The organism is Aestuariicoccus sp. MJ-SS9, assembly GCF_032586235.1.
Taxonomy (GTDB): Bacteria; Pseudomonadota; Alphaproteobacteria; order Rhodobacterales; family Rhodobacteraceae; genus Aestuariicoccus.
On sequence record NZ_JAWHTD010000002.1, the window covers coordinates 197,108 to 214,789 of the forward strand.

Here is a 17,682-nt window from a genome sequence, read left to right on the forward strand (position 1 = left end):
CAACAAACGAGGCATAAAATGATCCGGGCCAAAACTCCCGTCGCACTTTCCTTGATCGCCGTACTGGGGCTGACTGCCTGCGTCGATCCCAACGACCCCAACCGTCAGGCCAAGCAGGGCGCGATGATCGGCGCCGGTCTTGGCGCCATCACCGGCCGTCTGGCCGGCGGCGACGACCGGGGCGAGCGCAACCGCGCCACCGTGGCCGGCGCGCTGGTCGGGGCCGCCGTCGGCGGCGCGATCGGCAACCAGCTGGACAAGCAGGAAGCCGAGCTGCGTCAGGATCTGGGCAACAACGTCGGCATCCGTAACACCGGCGACCGCCTGATCGTGACGATGCCGCAGGACATCCTCTTCTCCACCGACAGCGCCAACCTGCGCCCCGATCTGCAGGGCGACATCCGCACCGTGGCCGACAGCCTGCTGGACTACCCCAACACCACCGTGCAGGTGATCGGCCATACCGACAACGTCGGCGACGCGTCCTACAACTACAACCTGTCGCAGCGCCGGGCGCAATCGGTCGCGGGCGTACTCATCAGCCGTGGCGTGTCGTCGGGCCGGGTTCAGACCTTTGGCCGTGGCGAGGACCAGCCCATCGCGTCCAACCTGACGCCCGAGGGCCGTCAGCAGAACCGCCGGGTCGAGATCGTGATCCTGCCCAACGCCTGACTTCTGCGCATTGACGCACAGGCCATAGACAGCGCCGCGCCTTGCCGCGGCGCTGTTGCGTTGTAGGTAAATGGGTCAAACAACCCGGAGTTTACGACAATGGCTGACCTGACCCTTCTGGGCATCTGCGGATCGCTGCGCGCCAAATCGACAAACAATCTCTTGATGCACGAGGCCGCCCGGCATTTCGGCCCGGCCAAGTTCATCGAAGGCAACATCCGCTTTCCGCTCTTCGACGCCGACGACCAGGAGGCCACCGGCATCCCGGCCGAGGTGCAGGCCCTGGCCGATCAGATCGCCTTGGCGGATGCGGTGATCGTGGCCGGGCCGGAATACAACAAGGGGATCAGCGGGTCGCTCAAGAATGCGCTCGACTGGATCAGCCGGACCGAGGGCAACCCGTGGCGCGACAAACCCGTCGCGGTCATGTCCGCAGCCGCCGGCGGGCAGGGGGGCGCGCGGTCGCAAGAGATGCTGCGCTGGTGTCTCAACCCCTTCCGTCCGCGCGTGCTGCCCGGGCCCGAGATGATGGTGCCGCAAACCGCCCAGCAATGGGACGACGACGGGCGGCTGACCAACGAACGCGGCATCAAGGTGCTGGAAGAGCTGATGGGCCTCTTGCGGGACGAGGCGCTGCGGGCGCGCCAGGGCTAAAGCCGGTTGGCGATCTCGATCAGGTTGCCGTCAGGGTCGCGCAGGTAGATCGAGCGGATCGGTCCCTGCGCGCCTGTCCGGTCGACCGGCCCTTCGAGCACCGCCACCCCAAGCCCGGCCAGGTGCTGCTGCCACGTCTCCAGCCCCGTTTCCGACAGAAAACACAGATCGGCGCTGCCCGGGGTCGGCGCGTCTGCCTTGGGGTCGAACTCGGCCCCGGCGAGGTGCAGGTTGATCTTTTGCGTTCCAAAGCTCAGCGCCCATCTGCGGCTGCCATCGGCGGGAGTGAAGGCATCGGCCCGCATCCCCAGAACATCGCGGTAGAACGCGATTGCGCGGTCGAGGTCGCGCACGGTCAGAACCAGGTGGTCAAGCGATTGGACGCGGGGCATATTCCAGGGACCTTTCGGGCAACAGGGAACATGGGCCGCATGACCAGCACAAGCCAATTCGACGTCATGGATCCGGCCCGCGCCGCGGCGCTGCTGGTGGCGCTGGGGCGGGACGGGCGGGTGCAGGCTGGCGATGCCCTGCCGCCGTTCTTTCACCACCTCTATTTCTGGGATGCGCAGCCACCCTCGGCGCTTGGCCCTGACGGGCACCCCAAAGTCGGTGGGCTTATCCCCGACATGGGTCTGCCGCGCCGGATGTGGGCCGGCGGGCGGCTGGAGTTCGCGGCACCCCTGCGCGCTGGCGTTCCGGCGGAAAAGCGCAGCACCTGCGCCGCCGCGACCCGCAAGGAGGGGCGCAGCGGCCCGCTGGCCTTTGTCACCCTGCGTCACGAGTTCTGGCAGGAGGGCGCGCTTTGCGTGACCGAGCATCAGGACCTCGTCTATCGCGAGACCGCCGACCCCGCCCAGCCCAAGCCCACCCCGACCGTGGCCCGCACCGACGAAGAGGCGTCGCGCGAGGCGGCGTTCGGCACCACGCTGCTCTTTCGCTATTCGGCGCTGACCTTCAACGGTCACCGGATCCACTATGACGAAACCTACGCCCGCACCGCCGAAGGCTATGACGGCCTGGTGGTGCACGGGCCCTTGCTGGCGCAATTGCTGATGCTGATGGCGTCCGACGAAGCGGCGCTTTCGCGCTTTGCCTTTCGGGCCAGCTCGCCCTTGATGCATTGGGAAACCGCCACCTTGTGCCGCAACGGTGCCGACGCCTGGGTGCGCGGGCCGGACGGGCGGCAGGTGATGACGGCCACGATCAATTGAGAACCGATTGAAAAGCCCCGCCGGAGAGAGGGCGGGGCCTTGGGCGTCCCGGATGAGAGCGGCCGGAACCGAGAGAGCGGTGCCGCGTCAGCAGCCGGTGCCGGTCACCACCACGCGGAAGGTGCGCAGGATCACGCGCAGATCGGTCATGAAGGACAGCTGGCGCAGATAGGCGGTGTCGAACCCGGCACGTTCGGCAAAGCTCGATTCGTTGCGGACCGAGATTTGCCAGAAGCCGGTTATGCCGGGCCGCAGGGCGTAATAGGCAGTGCCGGGATAGATGTCTTGTTGTTCGACCATCATCGGGCGCGGCCCCACGACCGACATCTCGCCCCGCAGCACGTTCCAGAGCTGCGGCAGTTCGTCGAGCGAGGTTTTGCGGATGAACCGCCCGATGCGGGTGATGCGCGGATCGCGGCGCAGTTTCTGTGTCCGGGTCCACTCGGCGTGCGCCGCCGGGTCCTCGGCCAGGTGGCGTTCCAGCAGCGTGTCGGCGTCCCGTACCATGCTGCGCAGTTTCCACATGTGGAAAATCCGCCCGTTGCGCCCGATGCGGCGCTGCAGGTAGATCGGCGAGCTGCCGTCCAGCGCGATCAGAGCGGCGAGAATGATCAGAACCGGCAGAACGATGGGTGCGGCGATCAGCACCAAACCCACATCCAGCCCACGTTTGACGACGTCACGGTAGAAAGCGCTGCGCGGGGCGGCAAAAAGCGCCTCGTCGACCGTCTTTTCGAACTCCGCCGCGTGTAGCGGCTGGCGCATATGAAACGTCATCCCGACCCCTCCGGACTTACGCAGTGCAAAGCAAATTGGCGTGCGTCCGTTGGACCCCGTCAAAAGCGCGCAGAATTCCGTTCGATTCCCGAATGGGAATCGGTCGTGGATGGGGTGTTTGCCCCGTCAGTTCTGCGATTTATTCAGCTTCGAGCGGTGTTCAGCAGACTTACCATTTACTCCAAAATGCAAGCACCAGCCCCCAAGTGCCCTACGACTAAATTCGTCAGAAATGTGTTCAATTTCTGGACACCTATCGTTATGCCGGATCGCCATCACGCCCGTCAACTGATCAGAATTCGGACAACTCTTGATTGTTTTCAGAGACGTGGAAGTCGAGAGGCTTTGACTGAAGGCCTATCGGGTGCCGTGGGTAAGCCAGTGCGGCGCGACGTGATGAAGCCGAGAGGGATTCGCTGGGTTACCGTAAATAGATGCCCGAAAAGCCTATATTTTCATGGCTAAATACTTTTTCCATTCTTCGCGCGTCATTGTTCGTAGTTACGCAACAGTAATCGACCTGGGCGGTGATATATGTGAGATCACGAACCATTCTCACAATCTTTGCGAGAATTTTAATGTCTATTGGTTTGCATTTGGGAACGATAGCGTAGCTGGTATTCCGGTGCCGCGGTGTGCGGTCCTTGCGGCGCTTAACTTTTGCGGTTCGGGTGGCTCGCCCGCGCCGATCCGGGTAAGCTCGCCTTTCAAACCCCTGGGCGCGACACGCTAAGGGAGAAGGATCATCCTCACGAAATGTTACAACGCTGCCTGCCGGGTGAGGAGCGCTGACAGAATCAGGTGGCGATCCGCCATTGATTCGCCTCATTTCGTCAAAATTCTGCCCAAATCGGGCCGCGATGCCGGCGAAATGTGGCGCACCCAACTGCCCGGCCGCCGTTGCATCGCAAAGGCGCTGAGGCTATGCCGCGCCACAGACGAAAGGGCGATACAAAATGACCAACCATCTGCATCAGGGCGATCTGCCGGACGATCTGAACCTTGGCGACGCGGTCGCCATCGATTGCGAGACGATGGGCCTGCACCCGCACCGGGATCGTTTGTGCGTCGTTCAATTGTCCTCCGGGGACGGCGATGCGCATCTGGTGCAGATCGCCAAAGGTCAGACCGAGGCACCCAACCTCTGCCGGATGCTGGCCGATCCCGGGGTGCTCAAGCTCTTTCATTTCGGGCGGTTCGACATCGCGGTGCTGGAACATACCTTCGGCGTCCGGACCGCACCGGTCTATTGCACCAAGATCGCCAGCCGTCTGGTGCGCACCTATACCGACCGGCACGGGCTGAAATACCTTCTGCAGGAATTGCTCGGCGTCGACATCTCGAAGCAGCAGCAATCCAGCGACTGGGGGGCGGATACGCTGAGCAAGGCGCAGATCGACTACGCGGCCTCGGATGTGCTGTACCTGCATCGCCTGAAAGAGGCTCTGACCGAGATGCTGGAGCGTGAAGGGCGGGCGGAACTGGCGCAGGCCTGTTTCGATTTCCTGCCGATGCGCGCCAAGCTCGATCTGACCGGCTGGCCCGACACCGACATTTTCGCGCATTCGTAAGAGCTCGGCTTGGCGCGCAGCTACAGCACATATTCGCGGCTGATCGCCTGGCTCAAGGTGCTGCTGCCTTTGGTCGCCCTTGTGCTCTTGTCGACGATCTTTCTGATCTCGAACCGGTCCGAGCCGGGGGGCAACGTGCCGCTGGGCCGCGAATCCGATGGCGGGCCGCTGCGCGAAGGCGTGCGCGCGCCTTATTTCGCGGGCACCACCGAGCGCGGCGATGCGATCACCATGACCGCCCAAGCGGCCTATCCCGACGATGGCGACGTGCTGCGTGCCGAGAACATTGCCGCCAGCCTGCGTCTGTCCGACGGCAGCCTGATCACGCTCAATTCCGTCGGGGCCGAGATGCGGGATCAGAACCGGCTGGTGGATCTGACGGGCGGTGTCGAGATCGACAGCAGCACGGGCTATCATGTGACGACCGACAGGTTGCGCACCGCGCTGGACAAGGTGTCGGCCGAAAGCGTCGGGCCGATCTCGGGCAGCGGCCCTGCGGGGGAATTCACCGCCGGCAGAATGACCATCACATCGGACCCCGAGGACGGGTCGGTGCAATTGCTTTTCACCGATGGTGTAAAGCTGATATATGATCCGCAAAAGTGACGGGATGCTGCCTATGATCCGGTTTTTGTTGGTTGCGGGCCTAAGCGCCGCGCTGGGCCTGTCCACCGCAGAGGCGCAGGGCACCTCGCTTGCGTTCGGCGGCATCAAGCAAGACACCAGCGCCCCCGTCGAGGTCAGCGCCGACAGTCTTTCGGTCAACCAGTCTGACGGCACCGCGCTCTATTCCGGTAACGTGGTGATCGGGCAGGGCGAGATGCGCCTGGCCGCCCCGCAGGTTCTGGTCGTCTATTCCGAAGGCGCGCGCCGGATCGACCGGCTGGAGGCGTCGGGCGGCGTCACGTTGGTCAGCGGCGACGAGGCCGCCGAGGCCGACCGCGCCGATTATGACATCGACGCCGGCACCATCGAGATGGTGGGTAACGTGTTGCTGACGCAGGGCGGTAACGCGCTGACCTCGGAACGGATGGTGGTGAACCTCGAGGACGGCACCGCGCAGATGTCGGGCCGGGTGAGGACGGTGTTGCAGACGGGGGACCAGTGATGGCGCCGCCCCCCGAATTGACGGTCACCGAAGGCGACAGCGGCCTGCGCGTCGAGCATCTGCGCAAGAGTTACCGTAAGAAGGTGGTGCTGCGCGACGTGTCGATCCGGCTGGACCGGGGCGAGGTCGTGGGACTGCTCGGCCCGAACGGCTGCGGCAAGACCACGACCTTTTATGCAATTGCGGGCATCGTGAACCCCGAAGGCGGGCAGGTGCTGATCGACGGGGTGGATGCCACCTATCTGCCGATGTATCGCCGTGCGCGGCTGGGCATCGGCTATCTGCCGCAGGAAATGTCGATCTTCCGGGGGCTCTCGGTCGAGGACAATATCGGTTCGGTTCTCGATATCTCGGAACCCAACCGGCACCGGCGGCGCGAGCGGCTCGAGGAATTGCTGGGCGAGTTTTCCATCGAACACCTGCGCCGCGCGCCCGCGCTGGCGCTGTCGGGCGGTGAGCGCCGCCGGGTCGAGATCGCGCGCTGCCTTGCGGCCAATCCGAAATACCTGCTGCTGGACGAGCCCTTCGCCGGGGTCGATCCGATCAGCGTCGGCGATATCCGGCACCTGGTGGCGGACCTCAAGAAACGCGGGATCGGCGTGCTGATCACCGACCATAACGTGCGGGAAACGCTCGAAATCGTCGACCGTGCCTATATCCTGCACGACGGCACCGTGCTGATGTCGGGCAGCCCGGACGAGGTGGTGCGCAACGAAAACGTCAGGCGCGTGTATCTGGGCGACAACTTTCGTATAGGTTGAAACTTGCCGCCCCCGCCGGACAATGTTTTGCAGCCCCCGCTGTGCGGATTTTATTGACAGACAGGCCTCTTCTCACCTCAAATGGGGTATGACGCTTTGCTTTTTCGCATGGTTGGCCAGCTGCACCCTTAGTCCCGAGGGCGGTTTGCCACAAGCCAGCGAAGGCGAGCGTTTCTCCTGACAGGACCCCCGCAGGCAACCGGCCGCAAGGCCGTTTTGGCCGGTCCTGACACCAACAAGAAGGAACGACAATGCGCTATCAGATCACTGGAAAACACATCGACATCGGCGACGCTCTTCAGACCCATGTGAAGACAGAGCTGGGGGCCATGCTTGAAAAGTATGCTGGCCGGCCAACCGATGCCCTTGTCGTCTTTTCCAAAAGCGCGCATGAATTCGTTTGCGAAGCGACGGTGCATCTTTCCACCGGGTTGACCGCAACCGCCAAGGCGCATGAGACCGAGATTTATGCCTCTTTCGACAGCTGCTGCGAGAAAATGGACAAGCAGCTGCGCCGCTACAAGCGCCGTCTCAAGGATCATCACAAGGACCGCACGGAACCCGTTGAACTTATTGGCGCGTCCTCGTATATCCTTGCCGGAGAAGACGAGGCATCGGAAAACGAACCCGAGACGCTTCAGCCCATGATCGTCGCCGAGATGGAGACCAAGATCCCGTCCTTGACCGTGGGCGAGGCCGTGATGCAGATGGAATTGGCAGGGGCGCCGGTGCTGGTGTTCCGAAACGAAAAGAAAGACGGTGTGAACGTTGTATACCGGCGCGACGATGGGAATATCGGCTGGATCGACCCGTAAGGGCCGGTCCGTTCGCGCAGCCAGCAACCGCAGCGTCAGATAACGGGCAGTTCATGAACGTACAGAAGATCCTGAAGCCTCAGGCCGTCAAGGTCGTGTCGGCAGCCATCAGCAAGAAGCGGCTGATGAACGATGTCGCGGATCTGGCGGCAGCGGCCTACGGGTTCGACGCAGGCATGGCCGTCGATGCGCTGCTGGAACGCGAAAGCCTCGGCCCCACCGGCGTCGGCAACGGCGTGGCCCTGCCGCACGCACGGATCGCCGGGCTGGACGACGTGGTGGGCGCCTTCATTCTGCTGGAAAAGCCGATCAGCTTCGAGGCGGTCGACCGTCAGCCGGTTGATGTGGTCTTTGCGCTCTTTGCGCCCGAGGAGGCCGGGGTCGAACATCTCAAGGCGCTTGCGCTGGTGTCGCGGACGCTGCGGGACGCGGGGCTGTGCCGCAAGCTGCGCGCCAATCGCGACGCGCCGACGATCTACACGCTGCTGACCGAAGCGCAGTCGGCGCAGGCCGCCTGAGCCCTCGGCTCAGGCCCAGTCGTCAAATCCGAACATTACGTAATCGCGGGCATAGGCGTCGCGGGCCAGGCTTTCGATCTGGTCGTCATAGATGTCGGCCAGCCCGAACGGCGCGGCGATGGGCACCGGCTGCGGATCCGGCGGCGCGGGGTGGCCGACCTGCATCGCCAGCGCAGGCAGGTATTCCGCCATCTCGGTTTCGCGCACCAGCATGTCGGGTAGGGTGAATTCGGCCATGCCCTGGATGCACTGCGCCTGCGTCGCCCAATGGGCATCCACGCGCACGGCCGTTTGCCGGTTCAGATTCGCCTTGAGAAACGCCAGGAATGCCGTGAACGCCTCGCGATGGGCGGCGACGTCGTAATCGGGGCCGGGATCGCCTTCGGGCAGGGGCAGGTTGTGGGCGCGGATCAGCGTGCGGCGGATCTGGGCAAAGCTGCCCTTGCCGGTGTGCAGGATCCTTGAGCAAAACGCATCGTGCGCCCGCGCGACCGGGTGGCGCAGCACGCTGAACGACCGGTGCCCCGGCCGGTCACGCTTCCATTGGCGCAGGGATTTCTGGGTGAAGTCGCGGGTCAGATCGTCGGTCGTGACCCCGTCCAGATCCGCCAGCCACGCCAGAACCGCCGGTTCCGGCCCCGAGCGGATCGGCATGTAAAGCAGCGGCGTCTTGGCGGCGGCGGTATAGGCCGGCACCACCGGCCCGCGGCGCGGCTCGAAATTTGGGGTGCGGGTGAGGTTGAACTGATCCAGCTTGGCCAGTGCTGCGCGCATCGCCTCGAAATTGTCGACCTTTTCGGAGACCGGTTCGGGATTCTGGCGCTTCAGCGCGGTGTTCAGCGATTTCAGCTGATCCCGGCAGCCCAGCCAGCGCGCCAGCCCGTTCATCACATCGACGTCCTGCAAATCCTCGTAGGCCACATAAAAGGCGGTCTGCCCGCTGATTTGCAGCGCATTCATCAGGGTGATCTGGAACGCCTGAAGCGCGGCCAGATGCGTCTCGAACTCGCCCGGATCGAACTGCGCCTTGGCGTCCTTGCGCTTTTTGACGTTGGTCAGTTTCCACTGGCCGGTGCTCTGGGCGATCTTCCAGCTGACGTAGCTGTCGACGGGATTGCGCGTCAGGATGATCTTGGCGCAGCGTTCGTCCGCCAGCAGTTTCGGCAGGATGCGCGCGTCGTGGTCGTGAAAGAACCGGAACCCGCCGATGCCGTCGGGGGTCGCATGGCGGATCTGGCCCAGCAGGCGATCGGGATCCGCGTCGCGTTCCAGCTGGCTGATCCCCAGGATGTCGCGGGTCGTGGGATAGCCGATGAAATGCGGATTGAACGCCTCGCCATAGCAGGTCAGCCCGTCGAAGGCGTTCAGATTCGCCTCGAGAAAATTCGATCCGGTGCGCATTTCAGCGAAGACGACGAAATAGTCGAAGCGGTCGGACATGCGGGGCCTATTTCTTGATCAGATAGGGTTTGCGGGCAGAGGTCGGATCGTGGCGTGGGGCGGGATCGACAGGGAAATCGCCCATCAGATAGGGATGCATCCCCTGGTTCTTGAGGTTCTGCAGGAACTGGCCAAAGCCGGTCAGATCGGCCATGCGCGGCGCCTCGGACAGGCGGCGCGGCGCCTTCAGCCCGATCTCGTCGATGATGACCTGCAGCGGTTCCATCGGGGCCTCGATGAATTCGGCCATGGTCCAGATGCGGACGCGGGCCTTGACGTCGGGCGAGCGCAGCTCGTCCAGCATCTTGGCCTCGATCTTTTGCAGCTTGGCGGCCTCGCGGCGCAGATCGGCGAAATTGGCGTTCGACTTGAACAGTGGCACCGCCCAGGCCCCCGAAACGACGCTGATCTGCGCATTGGGGTCGCGGCTGAAATGCCAGTTGATGTCGGGATTGTCGCGGGGGCCGTATTGAAAGCACTGCCGCTCGCCCCGGGTGTTCCAAAGCAGGTTGGTCAGAAAGGCGCGCGGATTGGCGTCGCGCAGGGCGGCATTGTCCGACAGCGCCCCGTTGACCACGGTCTGCCCGCCCGCGAATTCGGCCCGTGCCGGGCCGAAGAGATGGCCATGCACCTGCGCCCCGGTGGCCCGCGCCAGCCAGGGCTCGAAATCCTCGAAAAGCTCGGCAAAGCCCTGAAAGACCGAATATTTCCCAGCCGTCAGCCCGTTTTCCCAGCCTTGGTTGGGAAACCGGCTTTGCATATAAAGCCCCGGGCGGCCCCTTGTGCGGCGGTCCACGGCCTTGGCGAAGATGCGGTCGATCTTGCCGGGGTTCGGTTCGGTCCGGTTCATCGCGCCCGCCGGGTCGGTCAGGAACGCCTGATAGAGCCGTTCCGCATGCGGCCAGATCTTGCGCGCCACAAAGCAATCCGAGCGGCGCAGCAGTTGCAGATGATCGTCGTAGAAGATGTGCGGTTTGCCCTGAAAGTCGAACTTCGACAGGGTCAGCGACCGGCTTTCGATATTGGTGGAATAGAGCCGCGACAGGGTCTGGAAATAGGATTCATCCGGGATCCAGACATGGCGGAAATACCGGTCGTATTTGCGGCGGTCGGGGTCCTGCAGGATCGCCGACAGCGTCTGCCGGGTCAGGCACCACCATTGGCTGCCCATATGCGGCGTGATGCCGGGGGGCACCCGGCGGCGAAAACCAACCTTGCGCTGCAGCTCGACGAAGCGGTCGAAGAGATAGCGGTTCTTGCGCCACGAGAACGGGAAGCGCAGTGTAAAGCGTTCCTGGTCCAGCCCGCCGACCGTCCAGGGCACATCGGCGGTGGTGGCGCTTTCGATGAAATCGGTGCGCGGCCGCTCTTCGAGATATTCGATCAGCTCTTCGACCGGGCGCAGCGGCAGGCATGACCCAGAGGCCAGGTAGACATGGCGCACGTCGGGAAACTTGTCCAGCATCAGCTCGGCGGCGTCCTGGCTGGCGGCCACCAGCCCCCAGGTGCCCCAGTCGCAGCGGTGACGGCGGGAAAACCGGATCACGGACACGTCCGCCAGCCCGGCGACAAAGTCGTTATAGACCCGGCGCGGCACGATCTTGTCGACATGGATCACCACCGGGCAGCCGGCGCGCGCCCAGTGCCGCGCCACCTGTTCGGCGCGCCCCAACGCGGTGTGCACCAGCATGACGATCCCGACGCTCATGCCCAGTTGCCTTTCGACATGAGCCCAAGGATCTCAAGCTGGCGCCAGTTGATGTATTTCTCGGACCACTTGCACCAGAGTTCCGGGTTGTCACGGATGCCGGCGGCATAGGCCAGATATTCCTTGGACCCGGCGTAATGCTGTTTGCGGTCCAGCTCTTCCTGCGCCTTGACGGTGAAGGTGTCGAGAAACTTGGTGTGCAGCAGCACGCCGCTGGCCTTTTCGCCGCCCCATTCGTCGTAGACGAGGTTCAGCCCGCGCGGCAGCAGATTGTGGGTCGAGCTGACATAGGCATAGCGCCGGTCCCATTTGACCAGCGGCACCTTGTTCAGCGCTGGCGCGCGGTCGGGCTGGTCGGTGAAGAACATGCGCGCGCGCGGGCCGCCCTGGATCCACAGGTTGCCATACCGCGGGTTGCGGCGGATCGTGTAATTGCCCGCGTCGAACCACGACGCGATCTCAAGCGGGTTCTGCCCGGGCCGGTAGGGCTGGGCGTCGATCCGGCCTTTGGGATACATATCCAGCAGCATGGCGCTGAACGACTTGATCGACGAGGCATCCAGCCAGTCGGTCAAAGCGCGCAGCGGTCGCGTGTCGCTGAACGGGTAGACGAAGAGTTCGTCCGGATCGACGACCAGCGACCAGTGGCCGTGGGCATGTTTCAGCATCAGGTAGTTCAGCCAGTCGACCCCAAACCGCGCGCGCTTGTAGCTGGCGCGCGTGGTCCAGACCGAAACGTCCTTTTGCTGGGCCAGGTAATCCAGCGATCCATCGGTGCTGTCGTTGTCGACAAAGAAGAAGTGGTTGACCCCCATGTCCCTGTAATACCTCAGGAAATAGGGCAGGCGGGCACCTTCGTTGCGTTGCGTGGAAAAAACGAAGATGTCCGACGGGCGCAGCTGGTCGTGGCGCAGGGACACCGGCGAAAGCTCTCGGCTTTTGCGGTAGGCGCGGATGCGCCAGCGCTTCCGCTGTAGCCGAAGCCGGTATGATTGCCATGCGCCCACGCCTGCGCCCTTGTGCCTGTCTGGATGCCAGCGTCCCGGCATCGATTTTTGGCGGCTATCAGATCAGCCTTAACACGGTCTTGAAATGCGCATCCCAATCCGGCGGCGTAAAGCCACCTTTGTGCTGAGATGGGCGTTTGCCCGCGGCATGATCCTTGGCCAGCTCGATTATCTTTGTGCGCCAAAGATAACCGTCTGACACCTCTGCGTAAATGGGTATATCCCCAAGCACTTCCCGGTAGATCGGCAGGTCGTTGCAGACAACCGGCCGGCCAAGGGCCGCCGCCTCGATGGGCGGCAGGCCATAGCCTTCGGCAAGGCTGGGAAAAAGCAGCCCGGCGCTGTCGCGGAGCAGCGCAAAGATCGCCTCATCCGGCAGGCCGTTCAGCTCGTGCACCCGGTCCTGCCCGGCGTCGAGCCGGGCAAAGACCGCGTGGTTTTCCCAGCCCCTGTGGCCGCAGATCAGCAGATGCGCCTCGGGGATGTCGGGCCAGAGGTCCAGCAGCAGCGCGTGGTTCTTGCGCGGCTCGATGGTGCCCAGACAGACAAAATAGGGTTGCCCGGTCCACGGCCCGGCGGGGGCCGTCCCAGGCACGGGGCGGGGCACGCCCAGATGCGCGACCACCGTCTGCGGCAGGCCGTCCGCGCCCAGATGGCGGGCGATGTCGGCGCGGGTCTGGGCCGTGTTGCAGATCAGCAGATCGGCGGCGCGCCCCACGCGGGTCAGGAAATGCCGGAAGCGGTCCACGCTGCCGGGGCGCTGGAACTGCGGATGATCCAGCGGGATCGTGTCGTGTATCAGCACCGCAATGCGGCTTTGCGGAATGGCCCGGACCGCCGTAATCACCCGGTCGCTCAGGTTGCTGTGCCCGGTGTTCAGGTAATGCGTCCCCGCCGGCAGATGACGCCGCAGCATCCGGCCCAGCCCGCGCGGCAGGCACCGGGCGGCGGCGACGCGGCGCAGATCGGCCTCGGCGCGCAGGCGCACGGGATCGGCCTTGCGCGACAAGCGCGCCAGAAGGTCCGGCGCGCCCCAATCGTCATCCCGCAGCCTGTCGCGTATGGCGGCGCAGCCCGCCCGGTCGAGCAGGACAAACCCAAGACGCGTGCGCACCAGCCCGTAAAGCGGCGTGGCCTGAGACAGCAGGTGGCTCAGATAGGCGTATTCCACGCGGTCCACGCCGGTCTGCGCCCGCCCGGCGCGGCTGATCAGGCGCGTCAGGTCGAGCAGGCGGGCAGGCGGGTCAGCGTTCGTAAGGTCCATGTCTGTGCCAGGCCCAGGCGTCGGTGATCATCTGCTGCATGGTCGAGCGCCCGGGGCTCCACCCCAGTTCCGCCGCGGCGCGGGTCGAGCCCGACACCAGCTTGGTCGCATCGCCCGGGCGGCGCGGGCCGACGGAATGCGGCACCTCGCGGTTGGTGACGGCGCGGCTGGCGTCGATCACCTCGCGCACGGAAAAGCCCTTGCCGCTGCCAAGGTTGAACACGCGGCTTTCGCGCCCGTCCTGCAACCATTTCAGCCCCAGCACATGCGCCTCGACCAGGTCCATGACATGCACATAATCGCGGATACAGGTGCCGTCGGGCGTGTCGTAATCGTCGCCGTGGATGGTCAGCGCGGGGCGCTGGCCGTCGATCGCCTCGAGCATAACCGGGATCAGATGCGTTTCGGGGCGGTGGCATTCGCCGACCTCGGTCTCGGGGTCGGCACCGGCGACGTTGAAATAGCGAAAGATCACGTGGCGCAGGCCGTAGGCGGCCTCGAAATCGCGCAGAATATCCTCGATCGCGCGTTTCGACGCGCCATACGCGTTCAGCGGCTGCTGCGGCGTGTCCTCGTCCAGCACGATGTTGTCGTGCTCGCCATAGGTTGCGCAGGTCGAGCTGAAGACGAAATTCATGCAGCCCGCCGCGACCGCCGCCTCGATCAGCGTCAGCGAGCCTTCGACGTTGTTGCGCCAGTAGAGGCCGGGTTTCGCCATCGCCTCGCCCACCTGGCTGAGCGCTGCGAAATGCATCACGGCGACGGGATTGTGCTGCGCAAAGACCGCGTCCAGCCGGGCGCGGTCCAGCAGATCGCCTTGTTCGAACGGGCCGAACTTGACCGCCTGCTGCCAGCCGGTCGACAGGTTGTCGTAGGTGACGGGGGTCAAGCCCTCGCGCGCAAGCACCTTGCAGGCGTGGCTTCCGATATAGCCCGCGCCCCCGGTCACCATCACATTGGGCATCGGCCGTTATTCCGCCGCCTTGCGCGCGGTCATGAGTTCCTGAAGATAGGTTTCCAGATCGTCACGCAGATCGTCGCGCGCCAGACCGAAGGCGACGGTGGCCTGCAGGAACCCGGCCTTCGAACCGCAGTCGAACCGCTGGCCGCGGAACCGGTAGCCGTAGACGCCGCTGCCATCGCTGCCGATCTCCTGGGCGATGGCGTCGGTCAGCTGGATTTCGCCCCCGGCGCCGGACTTGATCTTGCTGAGGTTGCGCAGCACGTTCGGCGACAGGATATAGCGCCCGATCACCGCCAGGTTCGACGGCGCCGTGCCGGCGGCGGGCTTTTCCACCATACCCTTGACCGACACCATCGCGCCCATGTCCTCGGCCATGTCCAGCACGCCATAGTTCTGCGCCTTGTCGGCGGGCACCTCCATCGCGGCGACCATGTTGCCGCCGGTTTCGGCATAGGCCTCGACCATCTGCTGGAGACAGGGCTTTTCGGCGGCGATCACGTCGTCGGGCAGCATCACCGCAAAGGGTTCGTTACCGATAAGACGCCGGGCACACCACACCGCGTGGCCCAGACCAAGCGCCTTGTGCTGGCGGATATAGGCGATTTCGCCTGAATCCATGTTGGTGTTCTTGAGCGTCTCGAGAAGGTCGTCCTTGCCCTTCTTGCGCAGCTCCTGCTCCAACTGGGGGGAGTGGTCGAAATAATCCTCAAGCGCACCCTTGCCGCGCGAGGTGACAAAGATGAACTCTTTGATGCCGGCGGCGCGCGCCTCGTCGATGGCGTATTGCACCAGGGGCCGGTCCACCAGGGTCATGATCTCTTTCGGAACCGATTTCGTCGCTGGCAGGAACCGTGTGCCAAGCCCCGCTACAGGAAAGATCGCCTTGGTTACCTTGTTTCGCATTCGCCCGCTCCTAAACGCTCCGCCTGTCCTGTTCTTATCGCAGGGAGCGCCGAGTTTCACTACACGTTGTTTGTCAAAGCGACACCCAAAATGTGCAACTTTTCTGCGAAAGTCCGGGGCAGGTGCGATTTCGGGACAGTCATTCCCCGCGCACCGGCGTGACACGGGCGATTTCCTCGGCGACCCGGCGGCGAAAGGTGGTCATGCGGATCAAGGCGTTGTCCCGTTGTGCGCGGCCCCAGATCCCGCCGATGTGTTCCCAATATCCGTCGGGATGCATCCGCACACGGTGATAGAGCGCCGTCGGCGACAGCCTGACCAGCGTGGCGATCTGCCCCTTGCGCACGGCCTCGGCGGCGGCGGCGTGCAGCGCGCGGCGCTGCCACGGGCGGCCGGAAAGGCTGCGGCGCGGCGCGTCGGGACGGCCCGGGAAGGGGGCGAAACCCGCGGCAGCGCGCGGAAGGGCGGGCAAGGCCGGCAGATCGCGCGCGCGGCCCTCGCGCCAGCCCGCGTCCAGCCCCTTCATCAGCCGCCCCACGTCGTCGGGTCCCAGCGGACCCGATTGCATGATCCGCAAGAGCCGGTCGCGCTGAGCGGCGCGGAACCTTGTCCAGACGCTGTCGTGCAGGTCTTCGGGGCAGTGCTTGCGCAGGTAGAGTGCCAGCGACGCGCCGATCTGGGTCAGGTCGCGCGGAACGCGGTCCGCGCCGCGGCGGGCGCTGGCGGCAAAGCCGTGATGCACCTGCGCCAGCGGCACGATCGCCGTCGCCTGCCCGGCGCGGGCCAGCCGCATGTTCAGATCGGTCTCTTCCAGGTAAAAGCGAAAGGCGGGGTCGAAGCCGCCCATCTGGGCCAGCACCTCGCGGCGCAAGGCCATGTTGGTGCCTTCGGTCTTGACCGCCCGGCCCGGCGCGGGGTGCAGCACCAGCGGGGTGTCGTCGGGCATCGGGATCGGCGCTGTTTCGGCGCGGGCATCGACGCTGCGCGCCGTCCATTGGTACGAGATCCCGTTGCGCCCGATCACATAGCCGCCGCTGGCCGCGACCTCTGGGTCGTCGAAGGGGGCGGTCAGGTGTCTCAGCCAGAGCGGTTCCGGCACGGAATCGTCGTCTATGAAGGCCACGACCTCGCCCGCCGCCAGCGCGACGCCGAGGTTGCGCGCCTCCGAGATGTTGGGCCGGTCGAAGGCGACCGTTTTGACGTGCTGGCCCTGCGGATGCGCGGCCACGGCGGCCAGCCCGGCGGGGCAGGCCACCACGATCACCTCATAGGCGGGATGGTCGAGCTGGGCCACGCCGGTCAGGCACAGCCGCAGCGCATCGGGCCGGTTGCGGCTGACGATGACAATGCTGACCGGCCGGGCGGACCCCACCGGCCTAGCCTTCCTTCAGCTCCACGCCCGGCGCATAGGCGATGAAGAAGGGGTTGGCGTACCCGGCCTTGCCGTAGACCAGCGGCGTGTGATCGTCGAACCGCACCACGCGGCCCCCCGCACCGGCCAGAACCGCATGACCCGCGGCGGTGTCCCATTCCATCGTGCGCCCCAGCCGGGGGTAGAGATCGGCCTCGCCTGTCGCCACCAGACAGAATTTCAGCGAGGATCCGGCGCTGCGCATGTCCTCGACGCTGTATTTGCCGATGTAATCGTCGGTGGCCTGATCGCGGTGCGATTTCGACGCGACGACCATCAGCGCGTCGTTGTTGGGTGCAGAGACCCGGATCGGCTTTGTCTCGCCAGAGGTGGCCGGATCGAACGGGCCTTCTTCTTCGACCGAATGGCCGACGCTGTCGGTATAGAACATCCGCCCCCGCGCCGGCGCATAGACCACCCCGCGCGTCGGCACACCGTTCTCGACCAGCGCGATGTTGACGGTAAAGTCGCCGCGGCGCTGGATGAATTCCTTGGTGCCGTCCAGCGGATCGACGATCAGGAAGGTGTCGGCCTCCAGATCGTGGCTGGCGGCCTGCTCTTCGGTCACGATGGCGCAATCGGGGAAGGCGGCGCGGAGACCGTCGGCGATGATCTTGTCGGCGGCCTGATCGGCGGCGGTGACCGGGCTGTCGTCGGATTTCAGCGTGACGTCGAAATTGTCGGCATCGTAGATTTCCATGATCTTCGCGCCGGCCTCGATGGCCAGCCGCCGCATGACCTCTTTCAGTGTCGAATAATTCACAATGCCTCTCTTTGCGCGCCGGTTTGCGCGGATTTATTGATTTGAAAGCTCAGCCCTCTTATGCTTCGAACCGGCAAGAACGGCAAGAATGCCGCATCGCATGGACCGCCGCATCGCGGCTTGGTGGAGCAG

Annotated in this window: 19 protein-coding genes; 9 read left to right on the forward strand and 10 right to left on the reverse strand. The window is 64.7% G+C overall.

Annotation, left to right across the window (positions count from 1 at the left end):
• Positions 1-18: 18 nt before the first annotated feature.
• Together RXV88_RS02720 and RXV88_RS02725 are read left to right on the forward strand one after the other, a co-directional pair.
• The gene (locus tag RXV88_RS02720) at positions 19-672 is read left to right on the forward strand and encodes an OmpA family protein (protein WP_316290497.1); all 654 of its coding nucleotides are present in this window, start codon (positions 19-21) and stop codon (positions 670-672) included.
• Between the two features lie 99 nt (positions 673-771).
• Positions 772-1,326: an NADPH-dependent FMN reductase gene (locus RXV88_RS02725; protein ID WP_316290499.1), complete on the forward strand. Its 555-nt coding sequence runs from the start codon at positions 772-774 to the stop codon at positions 1,324-1,326.
• Here RXV88_RS02725 and RXV88_RS02730 read toward each other — a convergent pair.
• Positions 1,323-1,718 carry a VOC family protein gene (locus RXV88_RS02730; RefSeq protein WP_316290501.1) on the reverse strand — a complete coding sequence of 132 codons (396 nt, stop codon included), beginning with the start codon at positions 1,716-1,718 and terminating at the stop codon, positions 1,323-1,325. The genes RXV88_RS02725 and RXV88_RS02730 overlap by 4 nt on opposite strands.
• A 30-nt stretch (positions 1,719-1,748) precedes the next feature.
• On the opposite strand from RXV88_RS02730, the gene RXV88_RS02735 reads away from it, so the two are divergent.
• A complete protein-coding gene (locus RXV88_RS02735; protein WP_316290503.1) occupies positions 1,749-2,540 on the forward strand; it encodes a MaoC family dehydratase N-terminal domain-containing protein in 792 nt (263 codons plus the stop codon).
• An 87-nt stretch (positions 2,541-2,627) separates the two neighbouring features.
• Here RXV88_RS02735 and RXV88_RS02740 read toward each other — a convergent pair whose 3' ends face one another.
• Entirely contained in the window at positions 2,628-3,317 is a 690-nt protein-coding gene (locus tag RXV88_RS02740) for a sugar transferase (protein WP_316290505.1), read from the reverse strand.
• A gap of 956 nt (positions 3,318-4,273) precedes the next feature.
• On the opposite strand from RXV88_RS02740, the gene RXV88_RS02745 reads away from it, so the two are divergent.
• The 6 genes from RXV88_RS02745 to RXV88_RS02770 all read left to right on the forward strand — a co-directional run bounded on the left by RXV88_RS02745 (position 4,274) and on the right by RXV88_RS02770 (position 8,090).
• Positions 4,274-4,888 carry a ribonuclease D gene (locus RXV88_RS02745; protein WP_316290507.1) on the forward strand — a complete coding sequence of 205 codons (615 nt, stop codon included), beginning with the start codon at positions 4,274-4,276 and terminating at the stop codon, positions 4,886-4,888.
• Between the two features lie 9 nt (positions 4,889-4,897).
• Positions 4,898-5,494, forward strand: coding sequence for an LPS export ABC transporter periplasmic protein LptC (gene lptC, locus RXV88_RS02750; RefSeq protein ID WP_316290509.1), 597 nt, complete (start codon positions 4,898-4,900; stop codon positions 5,492-5,494).
• Between the two features lie 13 nt (positions 5,495-5,507).
• Positions 5,508-5,996, forward strand: a complete 489-nt coding sequence (locus RXV88_RS02755) for an LptA/OstA family protein (protein WP_316290511.1) — start codon at positions 5,508-5,510, stop codon at positions 5,994-5,996.
• Positions 5,996-6,757: an LPS export ABC transporter ATP-binding protein gene (gene lptB / locus RXV88_RS02760; protein WP_316290513.1), complete on the forward strand. Its 762-nt coding sequence runs from the start codon at positions 5,996-5,998 to the stop codon at positions 6,755-6,757. Before RXV88_RS02755 ends, lptB begins: the two co-directional genes overlap by 1 nt.
• A gap of 251 nt (positions 6,758-7,008) precedes the next feature.
• Positions 7,009-7,572, forward strand: a complete 564-nt coding sequence (hpf, locus tag RXV88_RS02765) for a ribosome hibernation-promoting factor, HPF/YfiA family (RefSeq protein WP_316290515.1) — start codon at positions 7,009-7,011, stop codon at positions 7,570-7,572.
• A gap of 53 nt (positions 7,573-7,625) precedes the next feature.
• Complete coding sequence (locus RXV88_RS02770; protein WP_316290517.1) at positions 7,626-8,090, forward strand: PTS sugar transporter subunit IIA; 465 nt, start codon at positions 7,626-7,628, stop codon at positions 8,088-8,090.
• 9 nt (positions 8,091-8,099) lie between these two features.
• Here RXV88_RS02770 and RXV88_RS02775 read toward each other — a convergent pair whose 3' ends face one another.
• The 8 genes from RXV88_RS02775 to cysQ form a co-directional block, all read right to left on the reverse strand.
• Positions 8,100-9,530: a nodulation protein NodH gene (locus RXV88_RS02775; RefSeq protein ID WP_316290518.1), complete on the reverse strand. Its 1,431-nt coding sequence runs from the start codon at positions 9,528-9,530 to the stop codon at positions 8,100-8,102.
• Between the two features lie 7 nt (positions 9,531-9,537).
• A complete protein-coding gene (locus RXV88_RS02780; RefSeq protein ID WP_316290520.1) occupies positions 9,538-11,238 on the reverse strand; it encodes a beta-1,6-N-acetylglucosaminyltransferase in 1,701 nt (566 codons plus the stop codon).
• Complete coding sequence (locus RXV88_RS02785) at positions 11,235-12,287, reverse strand: glycosyltransferase family 2 protein (protein WP_316290522.1); 1,053 nt, start codon at positions 12,285-12,287, stop codon at positions 11,235-11,237. The genes RXV88_RS02780 and RXV88_RS02785 overlap by 4 nt, the downstream gene beginning before the upstream one ends.
• Before the next feature lie 16 nt (positions 12,288-12,303).
• A complete protein-coding gene (locus RXV88_RS02790) occupies positions 12,304-13,509 on the reverse strand; it encodes a glycosyltransferase family 1 protein (RefSeq protein ID WP_316290525.1) in 1,206 nt (401 codons plus the stop codon).
• Positions 13,490-14,473, reverse strand: coding sequence for a UDP-glucose 4-epimerase GalE (gene galE, locus RXV88_RS02795; protein WP_316290526.1), 984 nt, complete (start codon positions 14,471-14,473; stop codon positions 13,490-13,492). Before galE ends, RXV88_RS02790 begins: the two co-directional genes overlap by 20 nt.
• A 6-nt stretch (positions 14,474-14,479) precedes the next feature.
• Complete coding sequence (gene galU / locus RXV88_RS02800; RefSeq protein WP_316290528.1) at positions 14,480-15,376, reverse strand: UTP--glucose-1-phosphate uridylyltransferase GalU; 897 nt, start codon at positions 15,374-15,376, stop codon at positions 14,480-14,482.
• A 139-nt stretch (positions 15,377-15,515) separates the two neighbouring features.
• Entirely contained in the window at positions 15,516-16,748 is a 1,233-nt protein-coding gene (locus RXV88_RS02805) for a glycosyltransferase family 2 protein (RefSeq protein WP_316290530.1), read from the reverse strand.
• A 4-nt stretch (positions 16,749-16,752) separates the two neighbouring features.
• Entirely contained in the window at positions 16,753-17,550 is a 798-nt protein-coding gene (gene cysQ / locus RXV88_RS02810) for a 3'(2'),5'-bisphosphate nucleotidase CysQ (RefSeq protein ID WP_316290532.1), read from the reverse strand.
• Between the last annotated feature and the right edge of the window lie 132 nt (positions 17,551-17,682).